General features: G+C 75.4%; 21 protein-coding genes. 13 read left to right on the top strand and 8 right to left on the bottom strand.

All coding sequences use genetic code 11. From position 1 onward, the window contains the following. Positions 1-35 precede the first annotated feature (35 nt). Positions 36-917, bottom strand: coding sequence for a DUF3027 domain-containing protein (locus ACFCY1_RS28230; RefSeq protein WP_049659506.1), 882 nt, complete (start codon positions 915-917; stop codon positions 36-38). A gap of 572 nt (positions 918-1489) precedes the next feature. Here ACFCY1_RS28230 and ACFCY1_RS28225 point away from each other — a divergent pair. The 4 genes from ACFCY1_RS28225 (at position 1490) to ACFCY1_RS28210 (ending at position 5069) form a co-directional block, all read left to right on the top strand. Further along, positions 1490-2842, top strand: coding sequence for an MFS transporter (locus ACFCY1_RS28225; protein ID WP_049659510.1), 1353 nt, complete (start codon positions 1490-1492; stop codon positions 2840-2842). A 73-nt stretch (positions 2843-2915) separates the two neighbouring features. Continuing rightward, complete coding sequence (locus tag ACFCY1_RS28220; RefSeq protein WP_049659504.1) at positions 2916-3446, top strand: hypothetical protein; 531 nt, start codon at positions 2916-2918, stop codon at positions 3444-3446. Between the two features lie 10 nt (positions 3447-3456). Continuing rightward, positions 3457-4206 carry a futalosine hydrolase gene (locus tag ACFCY1_RS28215; RefSeq protein WP_375876449.1) on the top strand — a complete coding sequence of 250 codons (750 nt, stop codon included), beginning with the start codon at positions 3457-3459 and terminating at the stop codon, positions 4204-4206. A gap of 11 nt (positions 4207-4217) precedes the next feature. Next, entirely contained in the window at positions 4218-5069 is an 852-nt protein-coding gene (locus ACFCY1_RS28210) for a 1,4-dihydroxy-6-naphthoate synthase (RefSeq protein WP_079272738.1), read from the top strand. 49 nt (positions 5070-5118) lie between these two features. Here ACFCY1_RS28210 and ACFCY1_RS28205 read toward each other — a convergent pair whose 3' ends face one another. After that, positions 5119-5502 (bottom strand): cold-shock protein, encoded by a 384-nt coding sequence (locus ACFCY1_RS28205; RefSeq protein WP_049658465.1) that lies wholly within the window; start codon positions 5500-5502, stop codon positions 5119-5121. Between the two features lie 470 nt (positions 5503-5972). Between ACFCY1_RS28205 and ACFCY1_RS28200 the strand changes: the two genes are divergently transcribed. Beyond that, the gene (locus ACFCY1_RS28200) at positions 5973-6212 is read left to right on the top strand and encodes a hypothetical protein (RefSeq protein ID WP_049658468.1); all 240 of its coding nucleotides are present in this window, start codon (positions 5973-5975) and stop codon (positions 6210-6212) included. 45 nt (positions 6213-6257) lie between these two features. On the opposite strand, the gene ACFCY1_RS28195 is transcribed toward ACFCY1_RS28200, so the two are convergent. Next, positions 6258-6887 carry an HAD family hydrolase gene (locus tag ACFCY1_RS28195; RefSeq protein WP_049658472.1) on the bottom strand — a complete coding sequence of 210 codons (630 nt, stop codon included), beginning with the start codon at positions 6885-6887 and terminating at the stop codon, positions 6258-6260. A gap of 99 nt (positions 6888-6986) precedes the next feature. On the opposite strand from ACFCY1_RS28195, the gene ACFCY1_RS28190 reads away from it, so the two are divergent. From ACFCY1_RS28190 to ACFCY1_RS28175, 4 genes are all read left to right on the top strand, one after another. Continuing rightward, the gene (locus tag ACFCY1_RS28190; RefSeq protein ID WP_049658474.1) at positions 6987-8030 is read left to right on the top strand and encodes an iron ABC transporter permease; all 1044 of its coding nucleotides are present in this window, start codon (positions 6987-6989) and stop codon (positions 8028-8030) included. After that, positions 8027-9121 carry a FecCD family ABC transporter permease gene (locus tag ACFCY1_RS28185; RefSeq protein WP_375876448.1) on the top strand — a complete coding sequence of 365 codons (1095 nt, stop codon included), beginning with the start codon at positions 8027-8029 and terminating at the stop codon, positions 9119-9121. The genes ACFCY1_RS28190 and ACFCY1_RS28185 overlap by 4 nt, the downstream gene beginning before the upstream one ends. Then, the gene (locus ACFCY1_RS28180) at positions 9121-9939 is read left to right on the top strand and encodes an ABC transporter ATP-binding protein (RefSeq protein WP_074005463.1); all 819 of its coding nucleotides are present in this window, start codon (positions 9121-9123) and stop codon (positions 9937-9939) included. Before ACFCY1_RS28185 ends, ACFCY1_RS28180 begins: the two co-directional genes overlap by 1 nt. 85 nt (positions 9940-10024) lie before the next feature. Then, entirely contained in the window at positions 10025-11014 is a 990-nt protein-coding gene (locus ACFCY1_RS28175) for an ABC transporter substrate-binding protein (RefSeq protein WP_375876447.1), read from the top strand. Here the strand turns inward: ACFCY1_RS28175 and ACFCY1_RS28170 are convergent. After that, positions 10975-11841 carry a DUF6597 domain-containing transcriptional factor gene (locus ACFCY1_RS28170; RefSeq protein WP_375876446.1) on the bottom strand — a complete coding sequence of 289 codons (867 nt, stop codon included), beginning with the start codon at positions 11839-11841 and terminating at the stop codon, positions 10975-10977. The two genes, ACFCY1_RS28175 and ACFCY1_RS28170, sit on opposite strands and share 40 nt — an antisense overlap. 65 nt (positions 11842-11906) lie before the next feature. On the opposite strand from ACFCY1_RS28170, the gene ACFCY1_RS28165 reads away from it, so the two are divergent. Then, complete coding sequence (locus ACFCY1_RS28165; RefSeq protein ID WP_375876445.1) at positions 11907-12494, top strand: TIGR03086 family metal-binding protein; 588 nt, start codon at positions 11907-11909, stop codon at positions 12492-12494. Positions 12495-12597: 103 nt separating this feature from the next. On the opposite strand, the gene ACFCY1_RS28160 is transcribed toward ACFCY1_RS28165, so the two are convergent. Next, positions 12598-13473 carry a LysR family transcriptional regulator gene (locus ACFCY1_RS28160; RefSeq protein WP_375876444.1) on the bottom strand — a complete coding sequence of 292 codons (876 nt, stop codon included), beginning with the start codon at positions 13471-13473 and terminating at the stop codon, positions 12598-12600. Positions 13474-13580: 107 nt separating this feature from the next. Here ACFCY1_RS28160 and ACFCY1_RS28155 point away from each other — a divergent pair, with 107 nt between their 5' ends. The 3 genes from ACFCY1_RS28155 to ACFCY1_RS28145 all read left to right on the top strand — a co-directional run bounded on the left by ACFCY1_RS28155 (position 13581) and on the right by ACFCY1_RS28145 (position 15856). Beyond that, positions 13581-13943, top strand: coding sequence for a nuclear transport factor 2 family protein (locus ACFCY1_RS28155; RefSeq protein ID WP_049657787.1), 363 nt, complete (start codon positions 13581-13583; stop codon positions 13941-13943). Between the two features lie 150 nt (positions 13944-14093). Next, a complete protein-coding gene (locus ACFCY1_RS28150) occupies positions 14094-14633 on the top strand; it encodes a hypothetical protein (protein ID WP_049657786.1) in 540 nt (179 codons plus the stop codon). After that, positions 14630-15856 carry a sensor histidine kinase gene (locus ACFCY1_RS28145; RefSeq protein WP_375876443.1) on the top strand — a complete coding sequence of 409 codons (1227 nt, stop codon included), beginning with the start codon at positions 14630-14632 and terminating at the stop codon, positions 15854-15856. The genes ACFCY1_RS28150 and ACFCY1_RS28145 overlap by 4 nt, the downstream gene beginning before the upstream one ends. A 22-nt stretch (positions 15857-15878) precedes the next feature. On the opposite strand, the gene ACFCY1_RS28140 is transcribed toward ACFCY1_RS28145, so the two are convergent. The 3 genes from ACFCY1_RS28140 to ACFCY1_RS28130 form a co-directional block, all read right to left on the bottom strand. Beyond that, on the bottom strand, positions 15879-16679 hold the full coding sequence (locus ACFCY1_RS28140) for a hypothetical protein (protein WP_375876442.1): 801 nt from the start codon (positions 16677-16679) through the stop codon (positions 15879-15881). Positions 16680-16813: 134 nt separating this feature from the next. After that, positions 16814-17872 (bottom strand): acyl-CoA desaturase, encoded by a 1059-nt coding sequence (locus ACFCY1_RS28135; RefSeq protein WP_079272734.1) that lies wholly within the window; start codon positions 17870-17872, stop codon positions 16814-16816. Between the two features lie 163 nt (positions 17873-18035). Next, positions 18036-18641 (bottom strand): TetR/AcrR family transcriptional regulator, encoded by a 606-nt coding sequence (locus tag ACFCY1_RS28130; RefSeq protein ID WP_375876441.1) that lies wholly within the window; start codon positions 18639-18641, stop codon positions 18036-18038. Positions 18642-18700: the final 59 nt, after the last annotated feature.

The following is an 18700-nucleotide window of genomic DNA, read 5'->3' as shown; positions in this document are numbered from 1 at the left end:
GCCGCGGAAGACAGACCCGAGGGAAGGCCCGGGGCTCAGGAGTGGCCGAGCTCCTCGGCCGGGCCGTCGGGCTCGACGGAGCCGGAGGCGCGGTCCGGGTGCAGCGGCAGCGGCTCGACCACCAGCTCGTCCAGGATCAGCTCGGACGGCGCCGGCGGAGCCGGGATGACGGCCGCCTCGGAGTGCCCGCCGCAGCCGTACGCGAAGGAGACGATCTGGCCGTCGGCCGGACCGAACTCGTTGCCGCACACGCCGAAGGCCTGCCCGAGCGAGCCGCCGATCGGCACCAGGAAGCCGCAGCTCGCGCACGAGGCCGGGGCGGCCTGCGCCATCGGGGTCTGCGGGCCGTGGGACTTCTCCCAGCGCTCGGCGGCCAGGTGCAGGCCGAGCCGGGAGAGCACCCGGCTGCGGCCGAGGCCCAGCTCCTCGGCGACGGCGTTGATCCGGGCGCGGGCCGGAGCGGGCTGGACGTGCGGGTCGGTGACGACCAGGTCCTCGTCGTCCACCAGGGCGACCGCGGAGTTCGGCGCCGGCTCGTCCTCGCCGGTCCAGCCGGGCTCCAGCCGCAGGTCGTCGGCGCCGGTGGGCAGCAGGTCGCCCGGGCCCATGTCGCCGGGGCGCAGCCGGTCGCTCCACGGCACCCACTCGGGGGCGAGCACCGCGTCGGCGCCCGGCAGCAGCACGACCTCGTCCAGGGTCACGTTCTTGGCGCGCGGGGCGCGGGCGACGGTGACCGCCCAGTGCCAGCCGCGGTAGGCCGCGTCCAGGCACTCGAAGGTGTGGGTGACGACGCGGTCGGCGTCGGCCTGGACGCCCAGGTGCGGCCCGACGGCCTCCGCACCGACGGCCTCCTCGGCGGCCTGGCGGGCGAGTTCGACGGCCTCGGCACAGAGCCGGTCGGGGGTACGGCTTCGCATCGCAGCACTCACGGCGTCGATTCTCTCCCAGTTCTTCTGTCGCCCACGGCGTGTTGCCTGTTCCGTCGCGGCTCGGTGTCCCTCGTCCATTCTGCGCGACCGGGAGCCCCCTCGGGTACCGGCCGCGCCGCTCGACCGGCCTGCCGGCGCCCCGGCGCTCCGGCGGGTCGACCTTGGGCAGGCTACCCGTCGGCCGGTGCCCCGGCACAGTCCGGGGCGGACACGGCCGCTCCGGGGCCGCGCCGAGCGGAGTCCGGTCCCGCGTCGGCTCGGCGTTTCTGGGGCAGGATGGGCTTGTGGCGGACCACGACCCGTCGCAGCACGCACTGCGCGCCCCGCAGGCCGGCAGCCCCGACCAGGCGGACGCCGTGCCGCGACAGCAGCCCCCGGTCCCCGGCGCGGACGAACCGCAGCCGGCGGACGGCCCCGAGGCGCCCGCCGGCCCCCCGGACCGGACCGGGAACGAGGCCCCGGAGGCGCCGGGAGCCCCCGACCGGACCGCGCGGCAGCCGGACGGGCACGGGGACGAGGACGAGTTCGGGGACGAGGTCCCCGAGCCCCGCCGGCACTTCCTGGTCCGCACCGCCTCCGCCGCCGGCTCCCGCACCGGCAAGGTGGTGCACGGCACCGGCCGGCGGATCCGCCGGGCCACCGCCGCCGAGGGCGCGGGCGAGTCCGGCCTCGCCAAGCTGATCGAGCTGCACGCGCTCAACTCCTTCGGCGACATGCTGATCACCATCGCGCTGGCGTCCACCATCTTCTTCTCGGTGCCCACCGGCGAGGCCCGCGGCCGGGTCGCGCTCTACCTGCTGATCACGATGGCCCCGTTCGCCCTCCTCGCCCCGGTGGTCGGCCCGCTGCTGGACCGCCTCCCGCACGGCCGCCGGGCGGCCATGGCGATGGCCATGCTGGCCCGCGCCGTGCTGGCCTGGACGATGGCCGGGGTGATCGCCGGCGGCGGCATCGCGCTCTACCCGGAGGCGCTCGGCGTGCTGGTCGCGTCCAAGGCGTACGGGGTGGTGCGCAGCGTGGTGGTGCCCCGGCTGCTGCCGAGCCGGCTGTCCCTGGTGAAGGCGAACTCCCGGGTCACCCTGGCCGGGCTGCTGGCCACCGGCGTGGCCGCCGCGGTGGGCGGGCTGCTGCACCTGATCGGGCCCGGCTGGCCGCTGCGCGGCGCCTTCCTGGTGTTCGTCGTCGGCACCCTGATGGCCTTCCACCTGCCGCCCACGGTGGACTCCGCCAAGGGCGAGCAGCGGGCCGTCCTGCACGCCGAGGTGCACGGCGAGGGCTCGCACCTGATCCACCACCGGCCGCCGCCGGTCAAGGCCTCGCTGCGCACGGTCGGCCCCTCGGTGATCCTGGCGCTGCGGGCGATGTCGGCGATGAAGTGGCTGGTCGGCTTCCTGGTGATGTTCCTGGCCTTCCTGCTGCGGGAGGAGCCGATCGGCGGGCTGCGGCCGACGGTGGCGCTGGGCCTGGTGGCGCTGGCGGCCGGGACGGGCAACGCGCTGGGCTCGGTGCTCGGCTCCTGGCTGCGCACCCGGGGCCCGGAGGCGACGGTCGCCGCGATGCTGCTGCTGGCGACCTGCGTGACGGCGGCGGCCGCGCTCTGGTACGGCGTGGTGACGGTGGTTCTGGTCGCCGGGGTGGCCGGGATGGCGGCCTCGCTGGGCAAGCTGGCGCTGGACGCGCTGATCCAGCGGGACGTCCCGGAGGCGGTGCGGACCTCGGCGTTCGCCCGGTCGGAGACCCTGATGCAGGTGTCCTGGGTGGCCGGCGGCGCGGTCGGCATCCTGCTGCCGCTGAACGGTGAGCTGGGCCTGTCGATCGCCGCCGGGGTGGTCGGCCTGGCGCTGCTGTGGACGCTCCGCTCGCTCTTCCGGGTGGGCCTGCGGCGGCACCCGGCGACCCCCCGGGTGGCCTGAACGGGGCGGTGCGGCAACACGCGGTGCCTACCCCCGCGTCGCGTGATCGGCCCGGCCCGGTAGATTCTGACGCATGAGCCTCAATTCCCGTGCCATCGCCGCCCTCGGCGCCGTCGTCGTGGTCGGCGCCGCCACGGTGGGCACCTCCGTCGCCATCGCCGCCGGCCAGACCGAGCACATCTCCCACCAGGCCACGCTCACGGTGGGCAACTCCTCGGTCGTCGCGCAGCCGCTGTGCTGGAACGGCGGCAGCCCGCTCACCGAGGACCAGCAGCAGCAGTGCCAGGAGGACGCGACCAAGGCGCTGAAGGACGGCTCGCTGCCCTCCTCGGACGTCGTGGGCAGCGACCGGGTCGGCGTCGGCGTCTCGCCGAACGTGGCCGACACGGGCTGGTGGGCCTTCACCAACGGCGGCTCCGCCAACCAGGGCGGGCGCTACAGCCTGTTCTCGGCCGCCAAGGGCCAGACCTGGTCCGGCGCCCAGGCCGCGGGCAAGCTGCTGAACTCCAGCGGCAAGACCGTGGTGACCGTGGTCGAGGGCGACCCGAACCAGGAGGCCCCGATCGCCGTCTGGTACTTCCAGCTGAACACCCAGGACAGCTGACGGTCCCGCGATGACCGCGCACGCCGTCGCCGACGGCCGGGGCGAGCGGTCGGACCCCGCGGGGGCCCGGCTGCTCGTCGTCGTCGCGGTCGCCGCCGAGGCCGAGGCGGTGCTGCGCGGCCTGCCCGGCGGGTCCGCCGCGCTGCCGCTGCCCGGCGGCACGCTGCACCGGGCCCTGGCGGTGCCGGTGGACGTGCTGGCCGCCGGGGTCGGCCCGGCCGCCGCCGCGGCCGCCGCCACCACCGCGCTGGCGGCCCACCCGTACGCCCTGGCCGTCTCGGCCGGGATCGCCGGCGGCTTCGCCCCGCTCGCCCCGGTCGGCGCCACCGTGCTGGCCGACGCGATCGTGGCCGCGGACCTCGGCGCCGAGACCCCCGAGGGCTTCGCCGACGTCACCGAGCTGGGCTTCGGCACCGTCCGGCACACCCCGCCGCCGGCCGCCGTCGCGCTGGCCGCACGGGCGCTGGACGCCGTGACCGGCCCGGTGCTGACCGTCTCCACCGTCACCGGCAGCGCCGAGCGCGCCGCCGCGCTGGCCGCCCGCCACCCGGGCGCCGTCGCCGAGGCGATGGAGGGCTTCGGCGTGGCCGAGGCCGCCGCCCGGTACGGCGTGCCGGCCCTCGAACTGCGCACCGTGTCCAACCCGGTGGGCCCGCGCGACCGGGCCGCCTGGCGGATCGGCGAGGCCCTGGCCGCCCTGGAACGGGCCTTCGCCGCCCTGCCCGTCCACGAGCTGGCATCCGCTCCACGAACCGATTGAGGAGGCCGGCCGTGGCTGAACGGCTGAGCATCGCGTACTCGCCCTGTCCGAACGACACCTTCGTCTTCCACGCCTGGGCGCACGGCCTGGTGCCCGGGGCGGACGCCCCCGAGGTGACCTTCGCCGACATCGACATCACCAACGGGCAGGCCGAGCGCGGCGAGCTGGACGTCCTGAAGATCAGCTACGGCGCGCTGCCCTGGGTCCTGGAGCAGTACGCCCTGCTGCCCTGCGGCGGCGCGCTGGGCCGCGGCTGCGGCCCGCTGGTGCTCACCCTGCCGGGCGTGGACTCCCCCGCCGACCTGGCCGGGAAGACCGTCGCGGTGCCCTCCGAGCGCTCCACCGCCTACCTGCTGTTCCGGCTCTGGGCGGCGAAGGCGGTGCCGGGCGGCTTCGGCGAGATCGTCGTCCTGCCGTTCCACGAGATCATGCCCGCCGTCCGGGACGGCCGGGTGGACGCCGGCCTGGTCATCCACGAGGCCCGCTTCACGTACCAGCAGTACGGCCTGCACAGCCTGGCCGACATGGGCGAGGCCTGGGAGCGGGAGACCGGCCTGCCGATCCCGCTGGGCGCGATCGTCGCCCGGCGCTCGCTCGGCGCCGAGCGGCTGCGGGAGATCGCCGACGCGATCCGCTCCTCCGTCCGGCAGGCCTGGGCGGACCCGGCCGCGAGCCGCGGGTACGTGCTGGCGCACGCCCAGGAGATGGACCTGGACGTCGCCGAGCAGCACATCGGGCTGTACGTCACCGAGTTCACCGAGGACCTCGGCGAGGAGGGCTACGCGGCCGTCCGCGCGCTGCTCACCCGGGCCGCCGCGGAGGGGCTGGTGCCCCCGCTCGACCCGGGTGCGCTGGCGTTCTAGAGCGTTCCGACTTCAGCGCGTTCCGGCTCCAGGGCTGTCCGGCTCCCCGTCAGACGTCGAAGTTGTCGGCCACCGCGCGCAGCAGGCCGGCCAGCTTCTGGCCGGTCGGCTTGGCGGGGTAGCGCCCGCGCTGGAGGCCGGGCAGCACCGCGTCCAGCGTGGTGATCAGGTCCTGGACGATCGGCGCCATGTCGTCGGCGCTCCGCCGCTGGGCGGCGGCCACCGAGGGCAGTGCGTCCAGCAGCTGCACGGCCATCGCCTGGTCCCCGCGGTGGCCGGCGACCACGCCGAACTCGACCCGCTGACCCGGCTTCAGCGACGTGACACCGTCGGGCAGCGCCTTGGTGTGGACGAAGACGTCCCCGCCGTCGTCGCGCGACAGGAAGCCGAAGCCCTTCGTCTCGTTGAACCACTTGACCTGGCCGGTGGGCATCTCGAACAGTCCTCGAATGGGTGTGAGGGATCCCGGCCCTGGCCGGGGATCACTGGGTGGTGGGGAAAGGCGGCCGACCTCGGCTCGGCGCCCGTGGGCGCTCGTGGCCGGCACGCGGTCAGGAGCAGACTAACCGTCCGTCACTGCCTCATCCGCGTTCCGCGAGGGACCCGCGTTCCGAGGCCCGGTGGGGGCGGCGGGAACGGGATCTCGCGGTCACGGGCGACCCGGCACTGGCACGGCCGGGGCGCGGCTCCGCGCGGTCCATCGGCTCACACCCCCGGGTCTGAGGACGCGGGGCGCACCTGTAGCGCCCCTCGGCACCCCGTGCATACCCCCGCTCAACAGGGATCAAAACGTTCAGCTGCCGGGAAACTGCGCAACGTGACCGGCCCGCTCCGGTGGGCCTCCCCGGCGGCCGCTCTGCCAGACTGGGGGCAGTTCCGACCGGCCCGTAGGAGTGAGCAGACGTGAGCAGCCAGAGCGCCGACCCCGGCGACGTGTACGTCAAGGCCGGGGTGATCGTCTTCGGTCTCGGCGCGCTCGCCACCCTGGTCACCTTCGTCCCGCTGTTCCTGCACCTGACGCCGCTGCCGACGGCCGCGTACTGGCTGAGCATGCTGATGCCGGCCGGCTTCCTGGCCGCGCTGACCGGACTGCTGCTGAACGCGCGGGCCCAGCGCCGCCGGATCGAGCCGGTCGAGTCCTGAGGCCCTCCGGCTCCTGAGGCCCGCGGGCCTGCTCCGGCGCCCGCCCTAGCGGTCGGCCAGGTGGCCGGCGAGCCAGTCCGGGAAGCCGGTGAGGTCGTCCAGCACCACGTCCGCGCCCGCCTCGTGGAGTTCCCGCGCGCTGTACGGGCCGGTGGGCACGCAGACCGCGAGGGCGTCGGCGTGCCGGGCCCCGCGGATGTCGCCGAGGTGGTCGCCGACGTAGACGCTCGCGCCGTGCTCGCGCAGCGCGTCGCCCTTGGTCTCCGCCCACAGGTCGCCGATCACGGTGTCCGCGGCCAGCCCGGCGTGCTCCAGGTGGAGGCGGGCGTTCGGCTCGTACTTGCCGGTGATCACCGCGACCCGGCCGCCGTGGGCGCGGACCGCCTCGACGGCGGCGTGGGCGCCGGGCAGGGCCACGGTCGGGGCGAAGGCGTGGTCGCGGTAGAGCTCGCGGTAGCGGGTGACGGCCCGCTCCACCTCGTGCTCCGGGAACCAGTTGCGGATCTCGTCCAGCAGCGGCGGGCCGAGCCGGGTGACCACCAGGTCGGCGTCGATGGGGGTGCCGGTCTCGGCGGAGAGCGCCAGGTAGGTGGCGCGGATACCCGGCCGGGTGTCCAGCAGCGTCATGTCGAGGTCGAAGCCGACGGTGAGCGGGGCGGGTGAGGTCGCGGGCATGCCGCCAGGCTACCCAACGGGTGCCCCGGGCCACGAGGCGATTTGCCCGGGCTTCACGGCGGAACTTAGGTTTGCCTGAGTTGTCAGCGGAGAGGGCCCATGACCGACACCAGCGCACCGCCCGGTGCGCCCCGCGCGCCGTACCGCGCGCCGCGGCGCCGAATACTGTGGCTGGCCGCCGCACTCGTCGTGCTGGCCGCCGCGGTGCTGCTGAGCCTGGCGGTCGGCAGCCGGACCATCCCGTTCGGCGACACGCTGGACGCCCTGCTGCACGGCGGCGACACCGCGAACGCCGTGGTGGTCCGCGAGCTGCGGGTGCCGCGCACCGTCGTCGGACTGGCCGTCGGCGCGGCGCTCGGCCTGGCCGGGGCCGTCATGCAGGGCCTGACCCGCAACCCGATCGCCGACCCCGGCATCCTCGGCGTCTCCCAGGGCGCGGCGGCCGGCGTGGTGGTCGCCATCTCCGGCTTCGGCGTCTCCACCCTCACCGGGTACGTCTGGTTCGGCTTCGCCGGCGCGGTGATCGCCACCGTGCTGGTGTACGGGCTCGCCGGGCGCGGCCGGGGCGGGGCCACGCCGATCAAGCTGGCGCTGGCCGGCTCGGCGACGTCCGCCTTCATCGCCTCGCTCAACACCCTGGTGCTGACCACCGACGCGGCCACCATGGACCAGTTCCGCTTCTGGCACGTCGGCTCGCTCTCCGGACGGACCTCGGACGTGGCCTGGCAGCTGCTGCCGTTCCTGGCCGTCGGCACGGTGCTGGTGGTCGCGGTGGCGCGCGGACTGGACGCGCTGGCGCTCGGCGACGACACCGCGAAGGGGCTGGGCGCCAAGACCGGCCTGGTCCGGGCGGTCGGCGCGCTCGGCGCGACCGTCCTGACCGGCTCGGCGGTCGCGGCGGCCGGCCCGATCGCCTTCGTCGGCCTCGCCGTCCCGCACGCGGCCCGCGCGCTGGCCGGCGCCGACCACCGCTGGATCCTCGCCTTCTCCGCCGTCCTCGGCCCGGCGCTGCTGCTGCTCGCCGACACCCTCGGCCGGGTCCTGTTCCCGCCGTCCGAGGTCCCGGCGGGCGTGATGACGGCGCTGGTCGGCGTCCCGGTGCTGGTGGCCCTGGTCCGCCGCCGCAAGGTGGTGGCGGCATGACTTCCGTCCCCGGTACGAGCTCCGTCCCCGGCACGGCATCCGTCTCCCGCAAGGTCTCGCTGCGCGGCTACACCGTCGTCCGGGCCGGGCGGGCGTCGTTCCTGGTGCACCGGCGCTCGCTGGCCGTCACCGTCGGGCTGCTGGTGGCGCTGGCGGCGACCGTGGTGGCCTCGCTCTGCCTGGGCGAGTCCACCGTCGCGCCGTCCGAGGTGGTCAAGGTGGTGCTCGGCCGGCCGAGCCCGCACGAGCTGGTGGTCGGCGAGTTCCGGCTGCCCCGGGTGGTGGTCGGGCTGCTGGTCGGCCTGGCGCTCGGGCTGGCCGGGGCGCTGATCCAGACCGTCGCCCGCAATCCGCTGGCCAGCCCCGACGTGGTGGGCGTGACCTGGGGCGCGACCGCGACCGTGGTCGGTCTGATGGCGTACGGCGTGGTCGGCTCGACCGGCCAGGCCCCGTACGCGGCGGTGGCCGGCGGCCTGGTGGCCGGGCTGCTGGTGTACGCGCTGGCCTGGCGGCGCGGCCTGCACGCGCAGCGCTTCGTGCTGATCGGCATCGGCATCAGCGTCGCGCTGTCCTCGCTCACCTCCGTCTTCCTCACCAAGGGCGACGGCTTCCAGGCCCAGGCCGCCAAGGTCTGGATGACCGGCAGCCTGAACGGCGCCGGCTACGACCAGGCCGACTGGCTCGCCTGGGTGCTGCTCGCCGCCGTGCCGGTCGCGCTGTGGGCCGCCCGCGCCCAGCGGTCGATCTCCTTCGACGACGCCACCGCCGTCGGCCTCGGCCTGCGCCTGGACCGGATCCGCCTCGGCATGGCGCTGCTGGGCATCGTGCTGGCCTCGTGCGCGGCCGGGGCCGCCGGGCCGGTGGACTTCGTCGCGCTGATGGCCCCGCAGATCGCGCTGCGGCTGGCCCGCTCGGCGCAGATCCCGCTGTTCTGCTCGGCGCTGACCGGCGCGCTGGTGGTGGTCCTCGCCGACCTGGTCGCCCGACGGCTGCTGGCTCCGACGGAACTGCCGGTGGGCGTGGTGACCGGCCTGGTCGGCGCGCCGTACCTGATGTGGCTGCTGATCCGATCCCGCCGTGGAGGTTCCTGATGTCCGAACACCGCCTGGAGGCCCGGGGCCTCACCCTGGCCTACGAGGCGCGCACGGTCGTCGAGGACCTGGACGTGGCCGTCCCGGACGGGCGGGTGACGGTGATCGTCGGCCCGAACGCGTGCGGCAAGTCGACCCTGCTGCGGGCCCTCGGCCGGCTGCTGAAGCCGGTCCGGGGCGCGGTGCTGCTGGACGGCGAGGAGCTGGCGCGGATCCCGACCAAGCGGATCGCCCAGCGGCTCGGCCTGCTGCCGCAGTCGCCGTCCGCCCCCGAGGGCATCTCGGTGGCGGACCTGGTCGCGCGCGGCCGCCAGCCGCACCAGAGCTGGTGGCAGCAGTGGTCGCCGGAGGACGAGGCGGCGGTCGCGGAGGCGCTGGAGCGCACCTCCACCGCCGAGCTGGCCGAGCGGAGCATGGACGAGCTGTCCGGCGGCCAGCGCCAGCGCGCCTGGATCGCGATGGCGCTCGCCCAGGGCACCGACATCCTGCTGCTGGACGAGCCGACCACCTACCTGGACATCGCGCACCAGGTGGAGGTGCTGGACCTGGTCCGCCGGCTGAACGTCGAGCGCGGCCGGACCGTCGTCGCGGTGCTGCACGACCTCAACCAGGCCGCCCGGTACGCCGACCACCTGGTGGCGATGCGGGACGGCCGGGTGGTGGCGCAGGGCGCGCCCGGGGACGTGGTGACGGCCGAGCTGGTGCGGGAGGTGTTCGGACTGGACTCGGTGGTGGTGCCGGACCCGGTGACCGGCACGCCGCTGGTCGTGCCGGGCGCCCCGTGGGCGGCGCTCGCCCCGGACGCCACTCGCGCCTGACGGCCCGCGCTTAACGGCACTTTAAGTGCCATTTCGGACATAATCGACGGCGCCCCGACCCCACCGCGCCGCCAGAGGACCGCCGATGCCCCGGATCTCCCGCCGCACCCTCCTCACCGGCCTCGGCGCGGGCGCGCTCGCGGCGGCCACCGGCTGCACCGCCGCCCGGCGGCCGGCCCCGGCGACCGCGGACGGCCCCGCCGGCGGCGCCTCGCCGTCCCCGACCCCGGTGCCGCCGGTGACGGTGAACGCCGCCACCGGCCCCGTCGTGGTGCCGGGCGCGCCGATGCGGGTGGTCGTGCTGGACACCGACGTGCTCGACTCCGCGCTGACCCTCGGCATCACCCCGGTCGGCGCCGCGCTCCCGGCCCGCGACACCCGCTACCCCGAGTACTGGCCGACCTCCCGGACGGCCGGGATCCGGCTGGTCGGCCCGGCCGGCTCGCCCGACCTGCCGACCGTACGGGCGCTGCGGCCGGACCTGATCCTCTCCAACCAGACCCGCGACGGCGACCGCTACGAGCAGCTGCGCGAGATCGCCCCGACCGTGCTCACCCAGACCGCCGGGGCGCCGTGGAAGGCCGACTTCCAGCTGCACGCCCAGGCGCTCAACCGGGAGGCGGCCGCCGCGGCCTTCGCCGGCGCGTACCAGAAGCACGCCGGGCAGGTGGCCCAGGCGCTGGCGGCGGCGAAGCTGTCCGGGCGCAAGGTGAGCCTGGTGCGGTTCGTGGAGGGCGGCGGCATCCGGCTGTTCGGCCGGCAGAGCTTCCCCGGCACGGTGCTCGCCGACGCCCAGGTCGGCCGGCCGGACGCGCAGAACGTCGACCAGTCCGACACCGAGATCCCGCCGGACCAGCTCGCCAAGGCCGACGGCGACCTGCTGCTCTACGCGACGTACGGCGATCCGGAGCTGTCCGGGGCCAACGCCGCCCTGGCGAGCCCGGGTTGGCAGGCCCTGGGGGCGGTCAAGGGGCACCGGGCGTTCCCGGTCGACGACCAGCTGTGGTTCCAGGGGATCGGGTACACCGGGGCCAACTACGTGCTGGACGAGCTGCAGCGCTTCCTCGGAGCCTGACCCGCCCCCGCGTAGCGGGCCGGGGGGACGCCGACGGCGGCGGCGAAGTCCCGGGTGAGGTGCGCCTGGTCCGCGTACCCCAATTCGGCGGCGAGCGCGGCCAGGTCCAACCCGCCGTCCGTCCCGGCGCGTTCGGCGGCCTCGTGGAGGCGGGCCCGGCGCAGCACCCACTTCGGGGAGGCGCCGACGTACTCGGCGAACAGGCGCTGGAGGCGGCGGACCGTCAGGCCCAGCTCGGCGGCCAGCGCGTCCACCCGGCACAGGTCCGGCCTGCCGGTGATCCGGTCCACCATCGCGGCGACCTCGGCGGCGACCGGGTCGGGCTCGGGCAGCCGGGGGCGGAGGAAGGCGTCGGCGAGGGCCGCGGGGCTGCCGGACGCCCCGAGGACCTCCGCGTTGAACCGGTCGGCCCCGGGCCCGAAGTACTCGGCGGCGGGCACCGACCGGTCGGCCAGCCCGCTCACCGGGTGCCCGGCGAGGGCGCGGAAGGCGCCGGCCCGGAACCGCGCGCCCAGCACGTGCCCCGCGCCCTCCAGGCGGCGGACGAAGAGCGAGCGGTCCACCCCGTACACGCGCGCCCGCGGGGCCTCGAAGACCAGGTGGACGTTGGGGTGGGCGAGCACCTTCTGCTCGTACGGCGGCAGGCCGCGCAGGTCCCAGCGGACCAGCCAGTAGTACTCGACGAACCGGGCCACGGCCGGGTCGGGGACGAGCCGGTCCACGGTGATCAGCTCCGCCGCCCGGGCGGGGTGGAGCACGCCGCGGCCGAGGCCGGGAGCGTCCGGGGGTTCCAAGGGGTCCAGGGGGTCCAGCGGGTCCGTGCCCATGCCGCCAGGCTAGCCGTCGCGTTTCTTCAAGACCGGCCGGTACGGCCCCGCGCAGAATCGGCGCCATGACCGCCCACCCGATGCACCCGCTCCTGGCCCGCGCCGCCTCCGCCGCCGCCGCTGTCGCCACCGCCGTCCCGGCCGACCAGCCCCTGGACGCGCCGACGCCCTGCACGGAGTTCGACACCCGTGCGCTGATCAACCACTGGGTGCTCTACACCTCGCACGGCCTGGAGCACCGGGCCCGGCGGGTCGAACTGCCCAAGGAGCTCGGCGCGCGGGACTTCACCGTCGACGCCGACTGGCGCTCCGGCTACGCGGCCCAGCTGGAGCGCGCGGTCGCGGCCTGGGCGGATCCGGCCGTCTGGGAGGGGGACGTCGACCTCGGCGGCGCCCCGGTACCGGCGGTCGGGATCGCCCGGATGCTGGTCCTGGAGCTGCTGCTGCACGGCTGGGACGTGGCCCGGGCGACCGGCGGGCGCATCGGGGTCGACGAGGAACTCGCCCTGCTGGCCGGGGAGATCGTGGCGGAGAACGCCGAGCTGTACCGCCGGTACGCGGGCTTCGCCGAGTCGGTGGCGCTGCCGGAGGACGCCTCCGCGTGGGACCGCGCGCTGGCCGCCTCGGGGCGCGATCCGCGCTGGAAGGCCTGAGCTCCGGTCGACGGGCCCGCCGGCCCGCCCGCGCCGGTACGGGGGGACGGCGCGGCGCGGCGGGCGGCGCTCAGGCCGGGCGCATCACTGTGGCGGGCGGCGCTCAGGCCGGGCGCATCGCCGCGGCGAGCTTCGCGCGCAACAGCCGTACCGCCGGGGACTGCTGGTCGCGGCGGACGACCAGCCCGAGCCGGGCGCAGGTGGCGGCGTCGGCCAGCGGGACGGCCCGCAGCCCGGCGCCCGTGGCGGAGGAGGCGCTGAGGACGGCGACGCCCGCGCCGCGCTCGGCGAGCCGGAGCAGGGCGGCCGGGGAGCTGGCCTCGATGTCCACCCGCGGATCGAGGCCGAGCCGGCGGCAGGAGTCCTGGTAGGCGGCGCGCAGGCCGGTGCCCGGGGGGAGGCAGAGGACCTTCTCGCCGCGCAGGTCGGCGAGGCGGAGCCGCGCCCGGTCGAGGGGGTGCCCGGCGGGGACGACGGCGGCGATCGGCTCGTCGACGACGACGGTGTCCTCCAGCCCCTGGGCGGCCTCGCCGGTGTAGCCGATCAGGGCCAGGTCGAGGGAGCCGGCCAGGACCTGTGCCTGGAGGTCCTCGGAGTGCCCCTCGTGCAGGCTGAGTTCGATGCCGGGGTGGCTGCGGCCGAGGTCGGCGACGGTGTCCAGGAAGGGCGGGATCGAGCAGCCCATGATCATGCCGAGCCGGACCCGGCCGCGGACGGCGTCGGCGAACTCGGCGGCGGTGTGCTGGATGGCGTCGAGGGTGGCCAGGGCGTTCCTCGCCAGCGGGAGGACCGCCTCGCCGACCGGGGTGAGGCGCACCTGGCGGCCGGTCCGGTCGAGCAGCTGCTGGCCCAGTTCGCGCTCCAGCTTGGCCACTTGGGTGCTGACGCCGGACTGGCTCACGTGCAGCCGGGCGGCCGCGGCGGTGAAGGTGCCCTCGTCGACCACGGCGGCGAAGTAGCGCAGCTGGTGCATCTCCATGGGCGACGACGATAGGCGACCGGACCCCTGCGGCATAACCAGAAGAGATGGAATCCATCTGATCCATCTGTTGGACGGATGGGTTGGGTGCTCGGGAGGATGGCGGCATGACGACGACGAAGACCGCGCGTGAGCTTGCCGAGACCTACTTCACCGCCTGGGAGGCGGGCGACTTCGAGACCGTCCGGGGCCTGCTGGCCGACGACGTCGACTTCGTCGGCGCGCTGGGGACGGCCTCCGGGGTGGAGGAGGCGCTGGCCGGGCTGAAGGGGCTCGGACAGGTGCTGGAGAAGATCGACGTGAAGGTCCGGGTGGCCGAGGGCGACGAGGTGATCACCTGGTTCGAGCTGCGCACCAGCATCGCCCCGCCGGCGCCGACGGCGAACTGGATGCACGTCGAGGACGGGCGGATCACCCGGATCCGGGTGACCTTCGACCCCCGCGGTCTGCTGGCCGGCTTCGGCGGCTGAGGGGCCGCGCGGCCGCCCGCGGGACGCCTGCGGGGGGCCGCGACCGACCCCGCTCGGTCACTCACCCGAGCAGTCATCCCCCGCAGGCGACGCGGGACGGGGCGCGCTACCACTGGGTGAAAGCCCCCACTCCCCTCCGGGAGCCCCACCATGAGCGAATCGACGATCCCCGCGCCCACCGTCGGTGCCACCGTGCACCACGTCGAGTCGGACGGGAAGGCTGGTCCGGCCCTCGCCCACGGCATCCTCCTCGGCCCCCGCACTCTCCTGGTGCCCGATCCGCCGCGCACGGTCGGCGACCCGTGGCAGAGCCTCGCCGTCCGCATCACCGTCGCCCCCGACCCGGGCGACGGCACCGAGGCCCTGCGCGTGGCCGGCATCAGCCTGGCCGCCTTCGCCACCGACGACGTCCGCGCCGCGGCGGCCTTCCTGACCCTGCTCACGCCGTCACGGCACGCGCCCGCCCCCGGGGAGGTCACCCGGGACCGGCTCAACGACACCCTGCGGCAGTACCACGGCGACCTGTGGGCCGCCCACGCCGCCCTCGGCTATCCGGTCCGTCCACCGGAGCGCGCCGCCCCGCCGGAACCGTGGTGGTCCGACATCCCGGTGGAGGGGTTCCGGGAGTTCGACGACAACTGGTGCTGCCTCGGCTCGAACACCTCGTGCTGCCGGGAACTCCGGTTGTGACGGAGGTCGCGACAGACGGCGTCCGCCGCCGGGGGTCACCGACCGCCACGGCGGCGGACGCCGCGCTGGCACTGGCGGTCACCGTCCCCGACGTCTTCTTCTACGCGGCCCCGCTCGCGACCGGGACGAACGTCCGCGACCAGCTGCTGCTGGCCGCGTTCGCCGTCCCGGAGGCCGTCGCGCTGACCTTCCGCCGACGGTGGCCGGAGGCGGTGTTCGCCGTCGTCTGGGCCGCCGCCGTGGGCGCGGCCCTGCTTTCCCTGAACAGCGGCTTCGCCTTCACCCCCTTCTTCGGCGTACTGCTCGCGCTGTACACGGCGGCCCGGCTGAGCGGCCGGCCCGCCTCCGTCGCCGCCCTCGTGCTGACGGCCCTGCCGATCGCCCTGGCCATCTGGTACCCGATCGCCGACGGGGCGGTGCCTCCCTCCCGTCGAACGTCGTACCTCGTCAGCGGCATCGCCTACTTCCTGCCGATCACCGCCGTCGCCTGGGGCGCCGGCCGCCGGGTCCGGGCCGCCGCCCTCGCCGCCGAGCGCGACCAGCGCGAACTCGCGCGCGCCCGCCAGGCCGTCCTCGGCGAACGCGTCCAGATCGCCCGGGAGTTGCACGACATCGTGGCCAACGCGGTGGCCGTCATCGTCATGCAGGCCGACACCGCCCGCTGCACCGCGCCCGCCGACGCCGACCGGCTGGCCGGCACCCTCCGCGACATCGAGGAACTGGGCCGCAACGCGATGGCCGAACTGCGCCGCATGCTCCGGCTGTTGCGCACCGCCGACGTCCCCATGACGGACGGGACCGGGCGCCACGGGCTCGCCGACCTGGGCCCGCTGCTGGAGGACGCCCGACGCGCCGGGGTCCTGATCGACCTGGAGGTGCGCGGCACCCCAGCCCACCTCGACGACAGCGTCGACCTGACGGCCTACCGGCTGGTCCAGGAGGCCGTCACCAACATCATCAAGCACTCCGGCGCCGGCAGCCACGCCTCGGTGCGGATCAGCTGGTCCGAGGTGCTGACCCTCGACGTGGTCGACGACGGCGCGGGCCGCCGCCCCGAGGCCCGCCGGGGACTGTCCACCGGGCACGGCCTGCTCGGACTCGCCGAGCGGATCGCGCTGTTCGGCGGCGAGCTGACCGCCTCGCCCTACCGCACGGGCTTCCGGGTCACCGCCACCCTGCCGCTCTCCCCGCCGCCCTCCCCGCCGCCCGGCACGGCGGGCTGACCGGCCACGGCGGCTCCCGGCCTCACGGCGCTTCCTGCTGCTCCGCGTACCTGGTCGTGAAGCCCAGGACCACCACGTACCGGCCCTCGGCCGGCCCGGTGACCTCGCTCGGCCGCACCGGCTGCCAGGCCAGGTACTCGGACCGCTGCCCCTCGTCGTTCCGGTAGCGCCGGCCGCCGTACTTCTCGTACCAGTAGTCCTCGCCGGAGGTCAGGAGTTCGGGGCCCGGCGGCCGGGAGACGCTCACGACCAGCTCCGTCCGCACCGCCTCGTCCGTCGCCGGCCTGAACTCCACCGACGGGGCGATCGGCCGGGCCGCCGCCTCCGCCACCTCCTCCGGGGTCGGGTCGGCGGGCGGCTGGTGGGCGTACTCGTCGGCCGCGACCAGGCCGCTCCACCGCTGCGAGCTCCGCCAGCCCTCGGCGTCCAGGTACCGGTCCAGATCGGCCAGCCGGGAGCGGACGTCGCCGCCGTCGAAGGCCAGGTACACGTTCACGGTCCGCTCGCAGGCCACCGGCAGCCACAGCCCCCGGAGGAACAGGCCGCCGCGGTAGTCGGTGCGGCACACGTCGACCGTCGACCGCCCCAACCCCTGGGCCCACGGCAGCAGTTCGGGCAGCCGGTCGATCCGGTCGACCATCCGCCGCTCGGCCGCCAGGCGGGCCTCCTCGGTCTCCGGCGCCCGCGCCACCCCCGGGACGTCCGGCGGGGCCGGAATGGCCGTGTCGCGGTAGAACCGCCACCCGGCCCAGCCGCCGAACACGACCGCCACTCCCAGGAGCGCGATCAGCGCCCACCTCAGCCAGAACCGAACCACACCCACCCCCGGTCTCCACCCACCCCGCTCGGGCATCGTACGGGCGCGAACGCGTCGGCGGACGGGCGATGCCGCCGAAGGGCCGTCCCGGCGACGGATCCCGGCGCCAGGGCGTGACGGTCACCCGCCGGACGTGACGGTCACCCGCCGGAGCGGATCGGCTCGCCCGTCCGGTGCAGGTGGGTGAAGATCTCCCGGTAGGAGCGGAACAGGCCCGTCTCGTAGTACGCGACGCCCTTCTCGGCGCAGAACTCCCGGGTGATCCGGGCGGCCCGCCCGAGCGCCGGGGTCGGCATGCTGGGGAACAGGTGGTGCTCCACCTGGTAGTTGAGGCCGCCCATCACCGCATCGATGAGCAGCCCGCCGCGGACGTTGCGCGAGGTGAGCACCTGGCGGCGCAGGAAGTCGAGCTTCATCTCCGGGGTCACCATCAGCATGCCCTTGTGGTTCGGGGCGAAGACGCTGCCCAGGTAGACGCCGAACAGCGCCTGGTGCACGGCGATGAAAGCGACGGCCTTGCCGGCCGGGAGCGCGGCGAACACCAGGCCGAAGTAGGCGAGGAAGTGGACCACCAGCAGCACGCCCTCCAGCACCGGGCGCTTCACCACGGGCCCGCGCAGCGCGCGGAAGCTGTTGAAGCTGAGGTTGAGGCCCTCCAGCAGGAGCAGCGGCACGAACAGGTACGCCTGCCGGCGGCCGATGAACCGGGCGACGCCGCTCGCCTTCCGGGCCTGCCGCTGGGACCACACCAGGAGTTCGGGGGCGACGTCCGGGTCCCGCTCCTCGTGGTTCGGGTTGGCGTGGTGGCGGGTGTGCTTGTTCATCCACCAGCCGTAGCTCATGCCCATCAGCAGGTTGGCGGCGATCCGGCCGCCGATCTCGCTCGGCACCCGCCGGTCGAAGACCTGACGGTGCGCCAGGTCGTGGGAGAGCAGGCCGATCTGGGCGAAGACGACGGACATCGCCGCCGCCAGGCCGAGCTGCCACCAGGTGTCGCCCAGCGCGAACAGGGCGTACCAGCCGCCGAGGAAGGCGGCGAACACCAGGGCCATGCGGGCGGCGTAGTAGCCGGGGCGCCGGTCGAGCAGGCCCTCGTCGACTATTCGGCGGGTCAACTGGGCGAAGTCGCTGCCGCCGCTCCCGGACCGGGAGGAGGGGGCTTCGGGCGCTTCGGTCGTCATCACGGGCTGCGCGGACATACCCCGGAGTCTGTCAGTGACAGGCCCTCCAGCGGAACGGGGAAAGCACCCGCCCCGTACGGGTGTTAGCCCCCTTGCCGCGAGGGGTGCCCGCCTGCCGCGCCGATCGGCGGGCCGGACCGGCGGACCGGAGGACCGTCGCGGCGGTCGACGGCGCCGGCCGTCAGCCCGCTTCCGGCCGCCCGAACAGCTCGTCCAGGTGGTACGCGAGGACCGCGAGCGCCTGCTCACTGGTGCGCTGGCCGCCCAGCACGCTGGAGCCGAGCCCGTTGACCATCGCCAGCAGCCCGGCCGCGACCGCCTCGACGTCCCGCTCCGGCCCGATCCCCCCGGCCTGCCGCGCCGCCCGGAGCTGCTTGGCGAGGAAGCCCTCCAGGACGACCGGCGGCTGCGCGGCCTGCTTCGCCAGCACCTCGGGGTCGCCGAGCACCAGCGCGTAGTACGCCGCGTACGTCCTGGTGATCCGGCGGCTCTCGGCGTCCGTCGGCAGGATGCAGGACAGGACCGCCGTCACCACCTCCCGGGGGGCGCGGGCCTGGCCGATCCACCGTTCCATCCGGGCCTGGAGCTGGGTGCCGAGCCTGGCCAGGGCATCCAGCAGCAGTCCCTCCTTGGTCGTGAAGTAGTACTGGACGAGCCGCAGCGAGACCCCGGCCTCCGTGGCGACGGCCCGCATGCTGGCGGACTGCAGGCCCTGGGTGTCGGCGATGCGCAGCAGGGCCTCGGCGATCTGCCGGCGGCGTTCCTCGTGGTCGACCTTCGCGGTCATTCCGGCCTCCGTCTGTTCGTCCCGCTTCACTTGGTACACCCGTATCATGCATGTGATAC

The organism is Kitasatospora sp. NPDC056273, assembly GCF_042268845.1.
Taxonomy (GTDB): domain Bacteria; phylum Actinomycetota; class Actinomycetes; order Streptomycetales; family Streptomycetaceae; genus Kitasatospora.
This window is presented reverse-complemented; position numbering and strand designations above follow the sequence as displayed.